The organism is Rhodanobacter sp. Root561, from assembly GCF_001427365.1.
Taxonomy (GTDB): domain Bacteria; phylum Pseudomonadota; class Gammaproteobacteria; order Xanthomonadales; family Rhodanobacteraceae; genus Rhodanobacter.
In genome coordinates, this window is the sequence record NZ_LMGH01000012.1 from 257,071 (window position 1) to 273,299 (window position 16,229).

Here is a 16,229-nt window from a genome sequence, read left to right on the forward strand (position 1 = left end):
GCTTGCGTCGACAGCATCTTTTGCCGATGCTGGCGGTCGCCGCATACGCCCACGGATGCCACCGCCCCGCATGCCTGACTGGAAACTCCCCACGCTCCTCGCCTCGATCCTGTGCGCCGGGGCGGCATTGGGCTGGCTGGCCGGAAATTCCGCCTGGGTCGGGCTGGCCATCGCCGCCATCATCGGAGTCGTCTTCCTGCTGACTCGGCTCCGTCATCTGCAGCGGGCCATGATGGCTGCATCCGTGACTGCCCGCCCCTTGCAGGATGACCGACTCATGACACGCGCGCACCTGCTCGCCTCGAATCTGCGCGACCTTCGCCAGGCCGCGGATCGCCTGCCGGACGCCGTGGTGCTGCTGGATCGCCGACAGCAGATCCGCTGGTTCAACCACGCCGCGGGAAGCCTGCTCGGACTGAACCGGACGCGGGACCGCGGCCAGCTACTGACCCAGCGGATGGCTCACTCCGAACTGGCCGACTGGCTGCGCGACGGGGCAAAAGGCCAGCTCGACGACGTCGCCGCCCCCGGCAACAAGGACAACCAGCTCAACGTCACCCTGCTGCCCTTCGGCGAGCATCAGCAACTGCTGCTGGCGCACGACATCACTCCCATAAAGCGACTGGAACAGGTGCGCCGGGATTTCGTCTCCAATGTTTCCCACGAGCTGCGCACGCCATTGACGGTGATCCACGGCTATCTCGAATTGCTGGACCCCGAAGACGTGCCCGAGCTGGCGCCGGTGCTCGGCGAGATGCGGGCGCAATCGAAACGGATGGGCCAGATCGTCGAGGACCTGCTGACCCTGTCGCGACTGGAGACCCAGCACGAGGTGATCGACGAACGCGTGCCGATGGCCGCCCTGCTGGCCACCGTGCGCAAGGAGGCCGCGGCGCTAAGCCAGGGCCGCCACCAGATCAGCCTGGAATCCACCGCCAACGCAGACCTGTTCGGTTCACCGAAGGACCTGCACAGCGCCTTGTCGAACCTGGTCAGCAACGCGGTGCGCTATACGCCCAACGGCGGCAGCATCGCGATCCGCTGGCGGCGCGAACCCGGCGGCGCGGTGTATTCGGTCAGCGATACCGGCTTCGGCATCCCCGCCAGCCACCTGGCACGGCTGACCGAACGGTTCTACCGGGTGTCCTCCAGCCGCTCGCGCGACAGCGGCGGCACCGGACTGGGGTTGTCGATCGTCAAGCACGTGCTGAACCTGCACCAGGCCCGGTTGCAGATCGAAAGCGAAGCCGGCGCGGGCTCCACCTTTTCCTGCCACTTCGGCGATGCAAGGTTGCTGGCTCCCGACGCCGGCGAGTGAAGCCGCTGCCACGGGCGCGATGTATTTGGCGCACGTCATGGGCCAGAATGAAGCATGCCCACATCACCGAGTTGCCCCTCACCCGATACCGATCCCGGTGCACCGGAGTTGTATCTCAGCCGCGAGCTGGCCGCGCTGGAATTCAACTTCCGGGTACTGGCGATGGCACGCGACCCCAGCGTGCCGCTGCTCGAGCGCTTGCGCTACCTGAGCATCGTGGCGAGCAACCTCGACGAGTTCTTCGAGGTGCGGGTGGCGATGCTCAAGCACCACCATGCGTACGGTTCGGCCGCACCGGGTCCCGACGGGGTCAGCTCCGGCGACCTGCTGGCGCAGATCCGCAGTCGCGTGCTCGACCTGGTCGCCGAGCAGTACGCAACCTGGCAGGAACAGATCGGTCCTCAGCTGGATGCCGAGCAGATCCACATCCTCACCCGCAAACGCTGGAACCCGCGCCAGCGGCGCTGGCTGCAGGGCTATTTCGAGCACGAGGTGTTACCGGTGCTGTCGCCGCTGGGGCTGGACCCGGCGCATCCGTTCCCGCGCATCCTCAACAAGACGCTGAACATCGCGGTGGTACTGAAGGGACGCGACGCCTTCGGCCACGAGGGGCACATGGCGCTGGTGCGGGCACCGCGTTCGCTGCCCCGGATCATCCGGGTGCCGGCCGAGGTCAGCGGCCCGGGCGAGCATTTCGTGTTCCTCGCCGAACTGCTGCAGGCCTTCGTCGACCTGATGTTTCCCGGCCTCAGGGTGGTCGGCTCGTACCAGTTCCGGGTGACCCGCAACAGCGAGCTGATCGTCGAGGAGGCCGAGGTGGAGAACCTCGCGCTGGCCCTCAGCGAGGAGCTGGTCGGGCGCGGCTACGCGCGGCCGGTGCGGCTGGAGATCGCCAACGATTGCCCGAAGGCGATCACCGCGATGCTGGTTCAGAACTTCCAGCTGGAGGAAACCGACGTCTACCGTTGCGACGGTCCGGTCAACATCATCCGCGCCGGCCTGATCTACGAATGGCTGGATCGGCCGGAGCTGAAATTCCAGCGGTTCAATCCGCAACTGCCGCCGGCACTCGAGAGCAACCGCAACAAGTTCGACCTGATCAGTCAGCACGACGTGCTGCTGCACCATCCGTACCAGAGTTTTTCCGCGGTGATCGATCTGCTGCGCCAAGCCACCGCCGACCCGCAGGTGTTGGCGATCAAGCAGACCCTGTACCGCGCCGGCGAGGACACGCCGCTGGTCGACCTGCTGGTCGAGGCGGCCCGCAACGGCAAGGACGTGACCGTGGTGATCGAGCTGCGCGCGCGTTTCGACGAGGAGGCCAACATCCGCCTGGCCACGCGGCTGCAGGAAGCCGGCGTGCAGGTGGTCTATGGCGTGGTCGGCTACAAGACCCACGCCAAGATGATGCTGATCGTGCGCCGCGAGGGCGAGGCGCTGCGCCGCTACGTGCACCTGTCCACCGGCAACTACCACCAGGCCAACAGCCGGATGTACACCGACATCGGGCTGATGACGGCCGACCCCGAGATCGGCGAGGACATGCACAAGGTCTTCCAGCAGCTGTCCGGCCTGGGACCCATCATCGACCTGAAGCGCCTGCTGCATTCACCGTTCACGCTGTATCCGAAAGTGCTGGGGAAGATCGAGCGCGAAACCGCCCACGCGACCGCGGGTCGGCCGGCGCGCATCGTGGCCAAGCTCAACGCGCTCAATGAAGCGCGGGTGATCTCCGCGCTGTACCGGGCCTCGCAGGCCGGCGTGGAGATCGACCTGATCGTGCGCGGCGCGTGCACCCTGCGCCCCGGCCTGCCCGGCATCTCCGAGCGCATCCGGGTGCGCTCGATCGTGGGGCGTTTCCTCGAGCACAGCCGGGTGTACTGGTTCGCCAACGATGGCGACGCGGAGATCTATTGCGCCAGCGCGGACTGGATGGAGCGCAACCTGATGCGGCGTATCGAGGTGGCCTTCCCGATCCTGGACCCGGACCTGGCGGCGCGCGTGTTCGAGGAAACCCTGGCCAACGGCCTGGCCGACAACACCCAGGCCTGGCTGCTGGGCAGCGATGGTCGCTATGTCCGCGCCACTCCCGGCGAGCACCCGCCGTACAGCGCCCAGCAGGGCCTGCTCGAACGCTACTGCAAGTGAGCCGATCGCCATGAACCGATGCAAGCCTTTCACGCGTGCGTGCGAGAATCCGTCCTTTGCCATCGCGGGAGCCCCGGCGTGAGCCCAGCCGAACAGACACCGATCCGCGATGGCGAACTCATCGCCGCGATCGATATGGGTTCCAACAGCTTCCACATGGTGGTCGCGCGGATGGAACATGGCGAGCCGCGCGTGATCGATCGCCTGCGCGACACCGTGCGGATGGCCGCCGGCCTGCGCGCCGACGGCAGCCTGGACGCCGAACGACGCGCCCGCGCGATCGCCTGCCTGGCCCGCTTCGGCCAGCGCATCGCCGGCCTGCCGTCGATACGGGTGCGCGCGGTGGCCACCAACACGGTACGCCGGTTAGCCTCGCCACAGACCTTTCTGACCTCGGCCGAGGCCGCGCTAGGCCATCCGATCGAAGTCGTCTCCGGGCGCGAGGAAGGCCGCCTGATCTTCCTCGGCGCCGCCCACGACCTGCCCGTTTCACGCGAGCCGCGACTGGTCATCGACGTGGGCGGTGGCAGCACCGAGTTCATCATTGGCCGGGGCCTGGCTCCGCTGCACACCGAGAGCGTGCAGGCCGGTTGCATCGCCTCGACCCTGCGTTTCTTCCCGGGCGGCAAGATCAACCGCAAGCGCTGGCAGCGCGCGGTGAGCGAGATCGGCGTGCTGCTGCAGCAGTTCGCCGAGGACTACCGCGAATCCGGCTGGCAGGATGCCTACGGCTCCTCCGGCACGGCCAAGTCGATCGGCTCGGTCGTGCAGGAAATGAAATTCTGCGACGACGGCATCACCTCCGCCTCGCTGGCCTCGCTGCGCGACGTACTGATCGAACACGGCCAGATCAACACGCTCAAGCTGCCCGGCCTGGTCGAAGACCGCGCGCCCGTGCTCGCCGGCGGCGTGGTGATCATGGAAGCGGCGTTTGCCGCGCTGGGCATTGACCGGCTGCGCGTGTGCGAAAGCTCGATGCGCGAAGGGCTGCTGTGGGACCTGCTGGGCCGCGCCGGCGGCAGCGATCCGCGCACTGCCAGCATCGAGGCACTGGCCAGCCGCTATGGCGTGGATCGTGCCCAGGCACGCCGGGTCGAATCGACCGCACTGATGCTGTTCGACCAGGTGGCGCGCAGCTGGAAGCTGGACGCCGATGCGCGCGAGTGGCTTTCCTGGGCCGCGCGCGTGCATGAGATCGGCCTGGCCATCGCGCACAGCCAACACCACCATCATGGCGCCTACATCCTGCGGCACGCCGACTTGGCCGGCTTCTCGCGGCAGGAGCAGCAGCTGCTGGCCGCGGTGGTCGACATGCATCGGCGCAAGCCGGACAAGCCGGTGATTACCGCCCTGCCGCAGCGTTATCGCACACTGGCCCGATACACCACGGCGCTGCTGCGCCTGGCCGTGCTGTTCCGCCGCGCGCGTCGTGCCGAGTCGCTGCCGCAGATGCGCCTGGCCGCCAGCAGCCGATCGCTGCGACTGACCTTGCCGCACGCGTGGTTCGAGCAGCACCCGCTCAGCGAAGCGGACCTGCAACAGGAACAGGCGCCCATGGCCGAACTCGGCCTGCGGCTGGAACTTGCCGGCAGCTGACGCGAACCCGCGCCGCGGCGTCGCCGCGTATGATGTCCCGAGGCCCCGACCATCTTTATGCCCATGCTGAAATCCCTGCTCGCCATCCTGCTTCTGTCACTGCCGCTGACGCTGACCGCGCAGACGGCCAAACCGGTGCCGGCTGCCGCGCCGGCGCCGCCACCGCAAGTCGTGCTGACCACCTCGCAAGGCGAGATCACGCTGGAGCTGTATCCGGACAAGTCACCCAAGAGCGTGGCGAACTTCCTGCAGTACGTCCGCGACGGCTTCTACGACGGCACGCTGTTGCACCGGGCGATTCCCGGCTACCTGGTGCAAGGCGGCCTGTATACCCGCGACCTGCAGCCCAAGCGCACCCGCTCGGCCATCGCCAGCGAGGCCGACAACGGCCTGTCCAACCTGCGCGGCACGGTGGCCGTCGCCCGTGGAGCGGACCCGAACTCCGGCACCGCGCAGTTCTTCTTCAACCTGGTCGACAATCGGCGGCTGGATTTCGCCGGCAACCAGAGCGGGCTGACCTGGGGCTACACCGTGTTCGGCAAGGTCATCAAGGGCATGGACGTGGTCGACAAGATCGCCGCCATGCCGACCCGCGCACTGGGACCCTTTGCCGGCGACGTGCCCAATCCGCTGGTGTTGATCGAAAGCGCCCGGGTGATCGGCGAACAGGCACCAGCCTCCGCCGCCAGCGCCGCGAGTCCCGCCAGGTCAGCCTCGTCGGCGACGCCTGCGAACGCGGCCAAGTCCGGCAAGAAGGCTTCCAGGAAAGTTGCCAAGCCCGCCGGCAAGGACTGATCCGCCCATGAGCACCCTGTTCATCGCGGACCTGCATCTGGACGCCAGCCGACCGCAGATCACCGAGCTGTTCGAAAAATACCTGGCCAGCGACGAAGTCCGTCAGGCCGACGCCCTGTACATCCTGGGCGACCTGGTCGAGGCGTGGATCGGCGACGACGATGACGCCGAACTGCCCGCGCGCATCGCCGCCGCAACGCGCGCGGTGCGCGACGCCGGCGTGCCGGTCTATTTCATGGTCGGCAACCGCGACTTCCTGCTCGGCGAAGCCTTCGCCGAACGTGCCGGCCTGACCCTGCTCGACGACGGTGTCGTGCATGACGTGCAGGGCCGGCCCACTCTGCTGATGCATGGCGACGTGTTGTGCACCGATGACACCGCCTATCAGGCCGTGCGCCGCCAGGTGCGCACGCCCGAATGGGCCGCGCAGATCCTCGCGATGCCGCTGGAAGCGCGCCGCGCGTTTGCCGCCAAGGCGCGCGCGGACAGCAAGGCGCACACCGGCAGCACCATGGAAAGCATCATGGACGTCAACGCCGATGCCGTAGCCGATGCGGTGCGCCGAGCGGGCGTGACGCGACTGATCCACGGGCACACGCATCGACCCGCCATCCATCGCCTTGAGGTGGATGGAAAACCGACCGAGCGAATCGTGTTGGGAGACTGGTACGAACACGGCTCGGTGTTGCGGGTGGATGATCGGGGCAACGTCGAACTGCGCGGGTTGGCGGTGGGCTGAGCCGGGTTCTGCTCATCGGGATCGGTGTGGGGCTGCTCCCGGCAGATCGCACGGAGTGCAGCCTTGCTCCCTCCCCTGCTTGCAGGGGGAGGAGCCAGAAGCACGAGGCCGACGCTCCGCTCCCTCCCCTGCTTGCAGGGGAGGGCTGGGGTGGGTTGCTCTTGATCTTGTGGTGACGCAGCCAGATACGCAAAACGCCCCTTGCGGGGCGTGCGCTCCGGTCAGTGGCGCGGCGGCATGGAGTGCGGGATTGTGAATCCCATCCATGGGATTCACCCTTCCGCGCTGCGCGCTCCAGGGCCAGCCTGCGGCTGTCCGAATTTGTTCCAGACAAATTCGTCGAACGGTTGGTTCGTCCACCACCTCTCTCCGCCAGATACGCAAAACGCCCCTTGCGGGGCGCTTTGCGTATCTGGCGGAGAGAGAGACCGCCTGCAACGTCCGCAACCAGCGTCAAGGCATTGCAAAGAACTATCAACAAACCCCATGTTTTCAAGCATATCGTGAAACTTGAAGCCAACAAAGCACAATGAGCTCCAACCACATCCAGCACTTAATGGCATACTGGATGGCATACCCGATCTCGGCACCGAGTCACTTCCCATGGCCCTCCTCACGGACACCAAAGCGCGCAGCATTAAACCCGGCGGCGCGCCCCTAGCCCATGGCGCGGTCGCTGGACTTACGCTCCACCCTTCCGCCAACAACAAGGGGCAGGGCAAGTGGGTCCTTCGATATGTCAGCCCGGTCACCAAGAAGCGTCGTAACGCTGGCTTAGGCCCCTACCCCGACGTCGGCCTCGCAGATGCTGCGAAACAGGCTCGCGCCATGCGTGAGCAAATCGCCCAGGGGCAAGACCCTCTGGAAGTCAGAGCCAGCGACGCTACTAAGCCGCATCTGCCCGTCCTGAGCGAGGCGGCGTATATGGTCCACAAAGAGCTCACGCCTGGCTGGAAAAACGCCAAGCACGCCCAGCAATGGATCAATACGGTCACTGAGTACGCCCTCCCCTTGCTCGGGGCAATCCCGTTAGATCAGATCCAGCCGCGCCACATCGCGGACGTCCTTCGGCCCATCTGGTTGGAAAAGCCCGAAACAGCGGGACGGGTGAAGCAGCGCCTGCATGCCGTGATGGCTTGGGGCTGGGCGCATGGCTACTGCCAGTCAAACCCGGTGGACGTGGTAGGCCACCTCTTGCCGCTACAACCGGGCAAGACCGTCCGTACGCAACATCAGCCTGCGATGCCTTGGCAAGCCGTTCCAGCGTTTGTCACGACACAGCTGCACGCACTCCACGGGTTTGAAGTGACTCGGCAGGCATTGATGTTTCTCATCCTGGCGGCAAGCCGTTCCGGCGAAGTTCGTTTCATGACCTGGGATGAGGTCGACATGAAGGCTGCAGTATGGACGCTGCCTGCGGAGCGGATGAAAGCCAAGCAAATCCATCGCGTGCCCCTGTCAAATCAGGCGGTAGCTATCCTGAAGCAACAACACGGCCTGCACGACACGCTAGTTTTTCCTTCGGTACGCGATCGTGCTCCGCTGTCTGACATGACACTGACGGCGCTACTGCGGCGCGTAGAAGCTGTCAGCGACGTGGCGGGACGGACGGCTACCGCCCATGGATTTCGTTCGAGCTTTCGCGACTGGTGCAGCGAGAAGGGGTATTCACGTGACTTGGCCGAGAGGGCCTTAGCCCACACGGTGCAGAACAAGGTAGAAGCGGCTTACCATCGGACAGACCTGCTTGAGCAGAGGCGCCCCTTGATGCAGGCTTGGGCGGATTTTGTGATGGCGGCCAAATAGGCCAGCGGGAGCGAAATGACGCACGCGACAGGAATTCGGCTCGTTTCCCTCATGGAAGCGTTATCTGGTGCAGAAGACGCACTGGAAATACAAGTCAGAGTGCTGACCGACGCCGCCTCGGTGGTAGCGGCCGGTGCTACGACCGAGCAAGGGAAATCCACTGATCCGAACGCGATGATCCAAGTCGAAAGTGCGCACGTGAATTATGACCTGTACTTCGCCACCCCTCCTGATATGCAGGCCTGTGCGGAGACCAGGGCCTCTCCTGACGGCGATTTCATATCGCCAGGCGACTTCAGGGTCGTTGTCGACCCTTGGATCCCAACCAGGGCCGATATCGAGTTCCCCAGAGGCCACACAGAAATCCGGTTCCTGGCACTCAATCCCGAACATATCAAAAGCCTGAAGGAGGAGGGGCGAGTTGATGTTCAATGGTTTGCTTACGGCCTTCGCTTACATCCGGGTGCACAACAGCAACGGCAAGGTTTGTATGTTGAGGCGCCTTTGTCACGACCTCTCTATCTTCGTCGAACCGCCCACATTGGGCGCAGAGTGAAGAGCTTGATCGAGCAGCATGTCTACGAATATCCCGCCGTCACGATGCGGGTCGAGCTCAAGGACGTCTACGTCGATGAGTGCAACGTAGTGAGGCTGCTGCCGAACAAATCCCCTTCAACACCGGAAATCGAATCCGACCCCTACAATCTCAAGAGCCGTGCTCCGGGCCTTTACTCTCTTTTTCAGGTGGCCAGAACTCACTTTCGAGAACCATTGAGGCCAAAGGAGAAGCCTGCGCCTAGACGGAAAAAAGCTTTGGAGGAGCTGCGTATCCGAGGCCCCGAAAAGCTTTTCAACAAGACAAACAGGCCGCACGCTGCGAGGCTCGCCGATCCGGATGCCAAGCGAAATCATGGCTTACAAAATGGTCAACGCCGAGATTTCACGGCAAAAGCTCTGCACATACTGAACATCGAATACGCCAACCGTGAGAGGTTCGTCAGTCCCGCGCTGGCACTCGTCATTCACGCCACAGGACTATGGTTGGGTTGGCGCAAGGAACGACCGTCCGATGGAACATCAGCGCTACTCGCCCTAACCACTGAACTGAAAAGCTACGGTTTCGATGGCGTAGCTGAAATGAAAGCGATACTTGCATTCATCACATGGAAGCCGAAGTGAATCGCCTCGGAATTTGAGCAGGCTCAACTCTTGAGAGACTGGAGCCGCGAACAAATCCACCAGGATTGCTGCTGAGGGCCGCGGGAGCGGCGCAATGGCGCAGCAGCACTGCGGAGACCAGACATCGCTATGGCCGCGGTAGAGTCGATGAGGGTGTACAGAATTTTGTGTAACCGGGATTTGAATTACCGCTGAGGAAGTCGTCCCTCGAATTGGATCGTAAAGCGGTTCAAGGCGGCCTTCCAGTCACGGATCGGCATCGTCCATTTCTTGCTGATGTTGCGCAGCGCCAGGTAGAACAATTTCAGCAGTGCCTCGTCGCTTGGGGAAAGAGCCACGGTTCTTGGTCAGCCTGCGCAGACTCATGTTGACCGACTCGATCGCGTTGGTGGTGTAGATCACTTTGCGGATCTCAAGCGGGTAGTCGAAGCACGGAATCAGGCGCGGCCAGTTGCGCCCCCACGACTGGTCGATCGGCGGGTACCCGGTGTCCCACTTCGCCTCGAACTCGGCAAACCGTTGCTCGGCCTCCTCGACGGTGGCACAGGCATAGATGCGCTTGAGGTCAGCCGCCACTTCCGCCCGGCGTTTCCACGACACGTAGTTCAGGCTGTGGCGCACCATGTGCAGGATGCACAGTTGCTCGGCCGTGTGCGGAAACACGGTCTCGATGGCTTCGGGGAAGCCTTTCAATCCATCGACGCAGGCGATGAAGATGTCCTACACGCCGCGGTTGCGCAGCTCCGTCACCACCTGCAGCCAGAACTTGGCGCCCTCGGCCTGCGCCAGCCACAGGCCCAGCACCTCCTTCTCGCCGGCCATGGTGACGCCGATGGCCAGGTACACCGCTATGACCCGCACGGCCCCCTCGCGCACCTTCACGTGGATGCAGTCCAGGTAGACAATCGGGTAGACCGGATCGAGCGGCCGGGCTTGCCAGGCCTTGACCTCATCGACCACCGCATCGTTCGACGCGCGGTGAGGGGTCAGGGCCAGCAGCTGCGCCTCGTGCCTGCAGCGGCCATGGAAGGTCTCTACACAGCCGCGAATATCCGCCGCAGGACCATGAAGTGCCAAGGTGGCGGTGGAGCTGGCCGCGATGGACTACCTGACTCGGTTTAGCCACCATGGACTTCTCTCACGCTTTCCCCGGCTGATGTCGAAGCAAACTACTACCGGCCATTAGCAAGTCAGGCCACCACGTTGGTGGCCTGACTTGAATCAAATTGCCCCACGCGACCGGGGCGATCTAACGCGGTCACACGCTTCCAAGAATGCGCATCACCAGTGACATATCATGTTCTGCCTTGCGCGGTGCGCCACGCTTGCTAGCGCGATTCTTCGCCAGACCGCGCCGGAAGTTTTTCGTTACGTCACCGCCAGCCTTAGCTTGGTAGTACGCCTTGGTGATGTAGCGCATGGCTTCCCGCACACCAATGAGCATGCGCTCGTCGCTGATATGTACCGAGCCGAGGCCGTTAAATCGATACGCGCCCTTCCGAGGGTAGCAATTGAAATACGTCCCCACTTGGTTCGGTCCGGTGCAACGCTTTCTCCAGTATTTTCCCATGGCGACAGCGTATGCAAAAGCTTTCTGATGCTTATGCCCGTCCATGGCGACCAAGACATGGTAGTGCACACCACGATCGAAACCGTTCTCGCGACGACCGGCCCAGGTGATTACATCGGGGACAATCCGCCCCTCGCTCAACGCGCGCGTGAAGCGGCTGTAGGCCCTATCCGCCTCAGGGGTAAAGCTCCATTCTTTATCCTCCGGGCGGTAGAACAGATCAACCCGGACGATCAAAATGCGCGAATGGTTCGCAAAACAGTGCGCCAGATGCCGACAGCCGCTCTGAAAGTCCTTGTGGCCGCGACGATCATGGTTGCGGATGATTGCTTTGAAGCGCTTCGAACGACAGACCCGCCGCACAAAGTGGACAATCCACTCCATCGCGACACTCCTCTCACAAGGAGATATCGCTGCAAAGCCCGTCGGGACCGGAGCATCGAGCGCCTTCTGCGTGCGAAAAAACGCTCGAATAATCACCGTTATGTAGGGATTGAAGGCGTATTTTTCACAGCTCTTGTAGAACTTGTCGTCCAGATTATTGCTGACGTCAAAGATCTCTTTCCCAAGTGCCGTAAGAAAACTCACCTCGCAACCACCAATCCGTTTTGCTTCGGTGGTCTTCTCGTCCTTGGTGGCAATCCTGATCGCGAGCTCCTCAAGCCAGGCGAGATGGCCAAACGCAGTCAGGTTATCCGTGACGATGCGACGACGGCCACCCGCCAGATGCAGCATGCCGAAGGAGCACTGCCTAAGGTTGTACTCCAGCGCAGCGTAATCATGGCGGATTTCATCTTTGGCACTTTTCATAGCAGTCAGTCTCTTATTAAATTTATGAACACGACCCACTCTCTCCATTTAATATCTGGATTATCACTCATGGATAAAAGGGCATTTCTATTAGCTTCTTCTATTGGAAAGAGCTATTCCAATATCATAAAGAACCGTAATCATTGATCTCATCAAGGCTCGCTTTTTGCGACTGCTCTGCCATCAGGTGTCTCGACGACACGAAGGCATCACGAGCCAACGATGTATGTGGAGTTAGTGATCTGAATCACTGAATCAGACCGCCTCCGGGCGCGAATCGCGCCAGTTGTAAAGGTCCTGGGCATTCCAACCGATCGCGCTACGACGGCCCATACTGCCCAGCCGCTTCGGCTTCGGGAACGAGGGGTCGTACCAGCGACCAGACTCCTTGTACCGGTTCCGGATCGTCGATTCGGAAAGCCCAAGAATCGAGCATGCCTCCGGCATGCGTGCGGTTTTGTCTGGATCCGTGGACATGATGCGTTTTCCCTGCTTGGTATGGACACAAGGTATTTCCATGCCGGGTGAATCCACTAGACCCGAAATTCCGACTATCTAGCTCGCACAAGACCAAAGACCGCGTCATGGCGGGCGTTTTTAGTCGGATTTTTTTTCTCCGAACCGCGTCGAAGCCTGCGACGAACCCATGTGGAGATAGTTCACAGGCGGCGAGTTAGTTCTGCTTCGACCTCGTTGCGTTTTGAACATCCATCTCAGCTGTGCAATCGTTCGAAGCTAATGCGACCCCGTTTCTTCTGAGCCCAAACAAGAAGCGCCATTTTGCATAGGGTGATGCCACGGAACTCCATGTCGGGCGGTCGTGGTTGTGGGTGCTTGGCAAGCAGGCGGCCGTCTCCTGCACCTGCGCGGTCGAGGCGAATAGGGTTGATCAAAGCGAAGCGTAGGTTTCCGCTTTAGGTCGGCTTCTGCCACTTGAAGCAGCGACGAGAAGCGAGCCAGCACCACAGATCAATCCGAGATCGGATCGTCCGACGCAAAATGACTTGTTGATCGGCACCGGGCGTACGCACCCGCTGTGCGCGGCTTTAAGGCGCCAGGCAACCGCCGGCCTTCGCCACAGCAATTGACCAGCTTCGCCAGCGCAACTGCGCATGGCCGGCTGCCAAACTGCTCGCTGTTGCCAACAACCTGATCATTCCCGGCATCGAACGTGCCGACGATCGCCAGTGGAACTCGCCAGGCTCGGCAACAGCACCGTCCAGCGGGTCGACCGGCAGTGGTCGGCCAACTGCGGTCAGTCACAGCCTCAACCAAGTTGCCGCAAAGCTGACGTTTGATATGCAAACGGCGACGCCCCACCCATCCAACAGGGTTCGTACGAAACACGATTGGCTAACCTCAATCCGATCCCCTATTTCCGCACGCATGAGGCGCTAGTCGGCAGAAGGCAGTTGCAGGCGCGGGAACACCATCGTCATGGTAGTGCCGACGCCGGACGTGGACTCGACGTCCACGAAACCGCCGGCCTGGCGCACCACGCCGTAGACCTGGGCCAGGCCTAGGCCGGTGCCGCTGCCTTCGGGCTTCGTGGTGAAGTAGGGTTCGAACAACCGCTCGCGCACGCTCTCGTCCATGCCGCTGCCGTTGTCGATCACAGCCAGGGTCACGTAGTCGCCAGCCGGTCGCAGCGTGCTGCCGTGCTCCGCGGTCACCGTCAACCCACCCAGCCGCACAGTGATCACACCCTGCCCGCCGCAGGCATCACGGGCGTTGATGCACAGGTTAATGAAGGCCTGCTCGATCGCATGACGGTCGCACATGGTCGACAGTGCGGTGGCGGCACGCTCGATCTGGAAATCCATACCGGCGCCGAGGCTGTGCCGCGCGAAATTCTCGATGTCACCTACGATGCCGACCAGCTCGACCGGCTCGGGCGTGTAGCGATGCACGCGAGCGAATGCCAGCAGGCGCTGCGCCAGCTGCGCAGCATGGTGCACGCCGTCCATCGAATAGCCCAGCAAGCGGCGCTGACTATCGGTGAGGTTGGCCGGATCGTCCTGGATGCTGCTGAGCGCGACCACAGCAATCTGCAGCATGTTGGAGAAGTCATGCGATAGGCCAGCCACCAGTTGACCGATGGCCTCGTTCTTCTGCGATTGTAGCGCAGCGTGCTCTGCGACCGCTTGGGCCGCGCTGGCCAGGCCAAGCTGAAGCTTCAGCGACTGCTCACGGCCCGCGCCCTGCTGATGTGAAACCCGTGCGCGCGCCAACTGGTCATCCAGCCTCTGGTTGCGAACCGTGCTGACGGCGCGAGCGGATTCGCTGAGACTGAGTCTGCTGGCCAGGCCGACGATCGCCGTGTCCAGCGCCAGCTTCGCTTCGACCGCTTCAGTGATGTCGTGACAGATCACAGCCATGCCATCGACCTGATGGGTCGCATCCACATACGGGTGAACGCTGATCAGCCACCAGCCCGGCTCGCCGCTGGCCGATGGCAGCACCTGGGTGAACTGCATGGATCGGCCGGTGCGCGCGGTGGCCAAAGATGCTTCGAGCACGTCACGGGCCGCTTCCGGCCAAAACGTGGCCAGCGGTTGGCTGAGCGCGGCAGCCGGATCGGCGATGCACAACACGGCGCAGCCGCTGGCATTGATGCGGGTAATATGACCGCGCAAGTCGAGTTCGTGGACGCCGTCCGCCGAAAAGGCGAGCAATTGCCGGTAGCGCTCAAGATCGTTCATTTGTGCACTCGTCATGGAGACCGAGCATAGGGCTAATTCGGCCTCACCGCGTGTTTACATGGCGCGGGTCAAGGTCGGTGCATCTTCTGCCCGAGATCACTCATGACTTTTACCCCGACCAGAACCATCTTGCTGGCCGAAGATGACCGCAACGCCCGTGAAGTCACGGCGCTGGTGTTAGAGGCCGCAGGCTACAAGGTGATCACGACCGGCAATGGCACCATCGCACTGGATATCCTGCAGAACGACGCCACCGTCGACCTGTTGCTGAGCGATATCCAGATGCCTGGCGGTATCGATGGCATCGAACTCGCTAGGCGCGTGCAGATGAAGCGGCAGATGCCGATCGTGCTCACTTCGGCGGATCCACGCAGCAGCTTCACATGGTTTCCCGACAACGTGATCTTCCTGCCCAAGCCCTACGATCGCCGCGCGCTGCTAGCCGCGGTGACGGTGCTGCCATGGCCGGCAGCCGCCTGATGCCTCCACGTTCGGAGTCGGTCATCGCTGAGCCAGCTTTTGCAGGAAACTTGCTGCCGTGTAGTTCGGATGAAGACGATGTGGGCAAATCCATGACCGCACAGCTGAGCCGTCGGCAGCCAATAAGCCACAGGCGCTAAACGAACACGTAGCTAGTTTCCACGGAACCACGACGACAGCAGGATTGATCAGACCATCCGAAGCCCCCGTCGATGCTCGTAGGCACCGGCTCTTCATGCGCGACGCCAGCTCAGCGACCTGCCCGCACTGTGGTAATCACCAGCGGCGATAACTAGCCGTTCCGAAAGCAGACGGTCGCCACCGGCAGCTTCACGTCGAACATTGCCCATTCGTGGCATCGGTGCACGCTAGCAGGCTCCACCAACTCGGTAGGAGTCTGCTATGAGTACGATCAATCCATCCGCTCAGCGCCATGAACCCTGGAACAAGGGCAAGCTCTCCGGTCAGAAGGCACCGCTCAGGCTCCGCGACATCTGGGCAATTCGCATCCGCCTGCAGCTCGCAAGAAAGACTCGCGACCTTGCATTGTTCGATCTGGCAATCGACAGCAAGCTCAGGGCATGTGATTTGGTCAAGTTGCGTGTACGCGATGTCGGCTCTGCGGATCACATTTCCTCTCGCACCATCGTGCTTCAACAGAAGACGCAGCGCCCGGTTCAGTTTGAAATCACCGCACCGACGCGAGATGCAATTTCCGCTTGGATCAAACAGGCTCAGCTTCAATCCAACGCCTTTCTGTTCCCAAGCAGGATCCGCAACTCGGACCACTTGTCGACCCGGCAGTACGCACGAATCGTCAATGCATGGATCGAAGGAATCGGATTGGATGTCGCTGCGTACGGTACGCACACCATGCGGCGTACAAAGGCTACGCTCATCTATCGACGGACGAAGAACCTACGTGCCGTGCAACTGCTCCTTGGACATACCAAGCTCGAAAGCACGGTCCGATACCTTGGCATCGAAGTGGAAGATGCTCTTGAGATCGCAGAGCAGACCGAAGTCTGATCGGAAAGGCTGTGCGCCGGATAGCGGCACAAGGCACGGTCGCTATCCGGCCAAGAA

The 16,229-nt window shown here is 62.4% G+C and carries 12 protein-coding genes and 1 pseudogene; 9 read left to right on the plus strand and 4 right to left on the minus strand.

Annotation, left to right across the window (positions count from 1 at the left end):
* Positions 1-55 precede the first annotated feature (55 nt).
* The 7 genes from phoR (at position 56) to ASD55_RS12185 (ending at position 9,581) form a co-directional block, all read left to right on the plus strand.
* Positions 56-1,318 carry a phosphate regulon sensor histidine kinase PhoR gene (gene phoR, locus ASD55_RS12155; protein WP_056766439.1) on the plus strand — a complete coding sequence of 421 codons (1,263 nt, stop codon included), beginning with the start codon at positions 56-58 and terminating at the stop codon, positions 1,316-1,318.
* Between the two features lie 54 nt (positions 1,319-1,372).
* Positions 1,373-3,466, plus strand: coding sequence for a polyphosphate kinase 1 (ppk1, locus tag ASD55_RS12160; protein WP_056766441.1), 2,094 nt, complete (start codon positions 1,373-1,375; stop codon positions 3,464-3,466).
* 78 nt (positions 3,467-3,544) lie between these two features.
* A complete protein-coding gene (locus ASD55_RS12165; protein ID WP_056766443.1) occupies positions 3,545-5,062 on the plus strand; it encodes a Ppx/GppA phosphatase family protein in 1,518 nt (505 codons plus the stop codon).
* A 63-nt stretch (positions 5,063-5,125) separates the two neighbouring features.
* Complete coding sequence (locus ASD55_RS12170; RefSeq protein ID WP_056766445.1) at positions 5,126-5,857, plus strand: peptidylprolyl isomerase; 732 nt, start codon at positions 5,126-5,128, stop codon at positions 5,855-5,857.
* A gap of 7 nt (positions 5,858-5,864) precedes the next feature.
* Entirely contained in the window at positions 5,865-6,596 is a 732-nt protein-coding gene (locus tag ASD55_RS12175; protein WP_056766447.1) for a UDP-2,3-diacylglucosamine diphosphatase, read from the plus strand.
* A gap of 603 nt (positions 6,597-7,199) precedes the next feature.
* On the plus strand, positions 7,200-8,402 hold the full coding sequence (locus ASD55_RS12180; protein WP_056766450.1) for a tyrosine-type recombinase/integrase: 1,203 nt from the start codon (positions 7,200-7,202) through the stop codon (positions 8,400-8,402).
* A gap of 15 nt (positions 8,403-8,417) precedes the next feature.
* Entirely contained in the window at positions 8,418-9,581 is a 1,164-nt protein-coding gene (locus tag ASD55_RS12185; protein WP_056766452.1) for a hypothetical protein, read from the plus strand.
* 185 nt (positions 9,582-9,766) lie between these two features.
* Here the strand turns inward: ASD55_RS12185 and ASD55_RS12190 are convergent.
* The 4 genes and pseudogenes from ASD55_RS12190 to ASD55_RS12205 all read right to left on the minus strand — a co-directional run.
* Positions 9,767-10,547 (minus strand): annotated as a pseudogene (locus tag ASD55_RS12190) (IS256 family transposase); the annotation flags it as partial.
* Positions 10,548-10,839: 292 nt separating this feature from the next.
* Positions 10,840-11,961, minus strand: coding sequence for an inovirus-type Gp2 protein (locus ASD55_RS12195; protein WP_056766454.1), 1,122 nt, complete (start codon positions 11,959-11,961; stop codon positions 10,840-10,842).
* Between the two features lie 255 nt (positions 11,962-12,216).
* Complete coding sequence (locus tag ASD55_RS12200) at positions 12,217-12,438, minus strand: AlpA family phage regulatory protein (RefSeq protein WP_162248789.1); 222 nt, start codon at positions 12,436-12,438, stop codon at positions 12,217-12,219.
* Between the two features lie 917 nt (positions 12,439-13,355).
* Positions 13,356-14,663, minus strand: a complete 1,308-nt coding sequence (locus ASD55_RS12205) for a PAS domain-containing sensor histidine kinase (RefSeq protein ID WP_056766458.1) — start codon at positions 14,661-14,663, stop codon at positions 13,356-13,358.
* Between the two features lie 129 nt (positions 14,664-14,792).
* Here ASD55_RS12205 and ASD55_RS12210 point away from each other — a divergent pair, with 129 nt between their 5' ends.
* Both ASD55_RS12210 and ASD55_RS12215 read left to right on the plus strand, forming a co-directional pair.
* Positions 14,793-15,143, plus strand: coding sequence for a response regulator (locus ASD55_RS12210; RefSeq protein WP_235577796.1), 351 nt, complete (start codon positions 14,793-14,795; stop codon positions 15,141-15,143).
* A gap of 402 nt (positions 15,144-15,545) precedes the next feature.
* The gene (locus ASD55_RS12215; protein ID WP_056766459.1) at positions 15,546-16,172 is read left to right on the plus strand and encodes a tyrosine-type recombinase/integrase; all 627 of its coding nucleotides are present in this window, start codon (positions 15,546-15,548) and stop codon (positions 16,170-16,172) included.
* Positions 16,173-16,229: the final 57 nt, after the last annotated feature.

What these genes read in the sequence shown, in the direction of transcription:
- phoR (WP_056766439.1), top strand. Translation starts at nt 56, where the DNA reads ATGCCACCGCCCCGCATGCCTGACTGGAAACTCCCCACGCTCCTCGCC.
- ppk1 (WP_056766441.1), top strand. Translation starts at nt 1,373, where the DNA reads ATGCCCACATCACCGAGTTGCCCCTCACCCGATACCGATCCCGGTGCA.
- ASD55_RS12170 (WP_056766445.1), top strand. Translation starts at nt 5,126, where the DNA reads ATGCTGAAATCCCTGCTCGCCATCCTGCTTCTGTCACTGCCGCTGACG.
- ASD55_RS12175 (WP_056766447.1), top strand. Translation starts at nt 5,865, where the DNA reads ATGAGCACCCTGTTCATCGCGGACCTGCATCTGGACGCCAGCCGACCG.
- ASD55_RS12180 (WP_056766450.1), top strand. Translation starts at nt 7,200, where the DNA reads ATGGCCCTCCTCACGGACACCAAAGCGCGCAGCATTAAACCCGGCGGC.
- ASD55_RS12185 (WP_056766452.1), top strand. Translation starts at nt 8,418, where the DNA reads ATGACGCACGCGACAGGAATTCGGCTCGTTTCCCTCATGGAAGCGTTA.
- ASD55_RS12195 (WP_056766454.1), bottom strand. Translation starts at nt 11,961, where the DNA reads ATGAAAAGTGCCAAAGATGAAATCCGCCATGATTACGCTGCGCTGGAG.
- ASD55_RS12200 (WP_162248789.1), bottom strand. Translation starts at nt 12,438, where the DNA reads ATGTCCACGGATCCAGACAAAACCGCACGCATGCCGGAGGCATGCTCG.
- ASD55_RS12205 (WP_056766458.1), bottom strand. Translation starts at nt 14,663, where the DNA reads ATGAACGATCTTGAGCGCTACCGGCAATTGCTCGCCTTTTCGGCGGAC.
- ASD55_RS12215 (WP_056766459.1), top strand. Translation starts at nt 15,546, where the DNA reads ATGAGTACGATCAATCCATCCGCTCAGCGCCATGAACCCTGGAACAAG.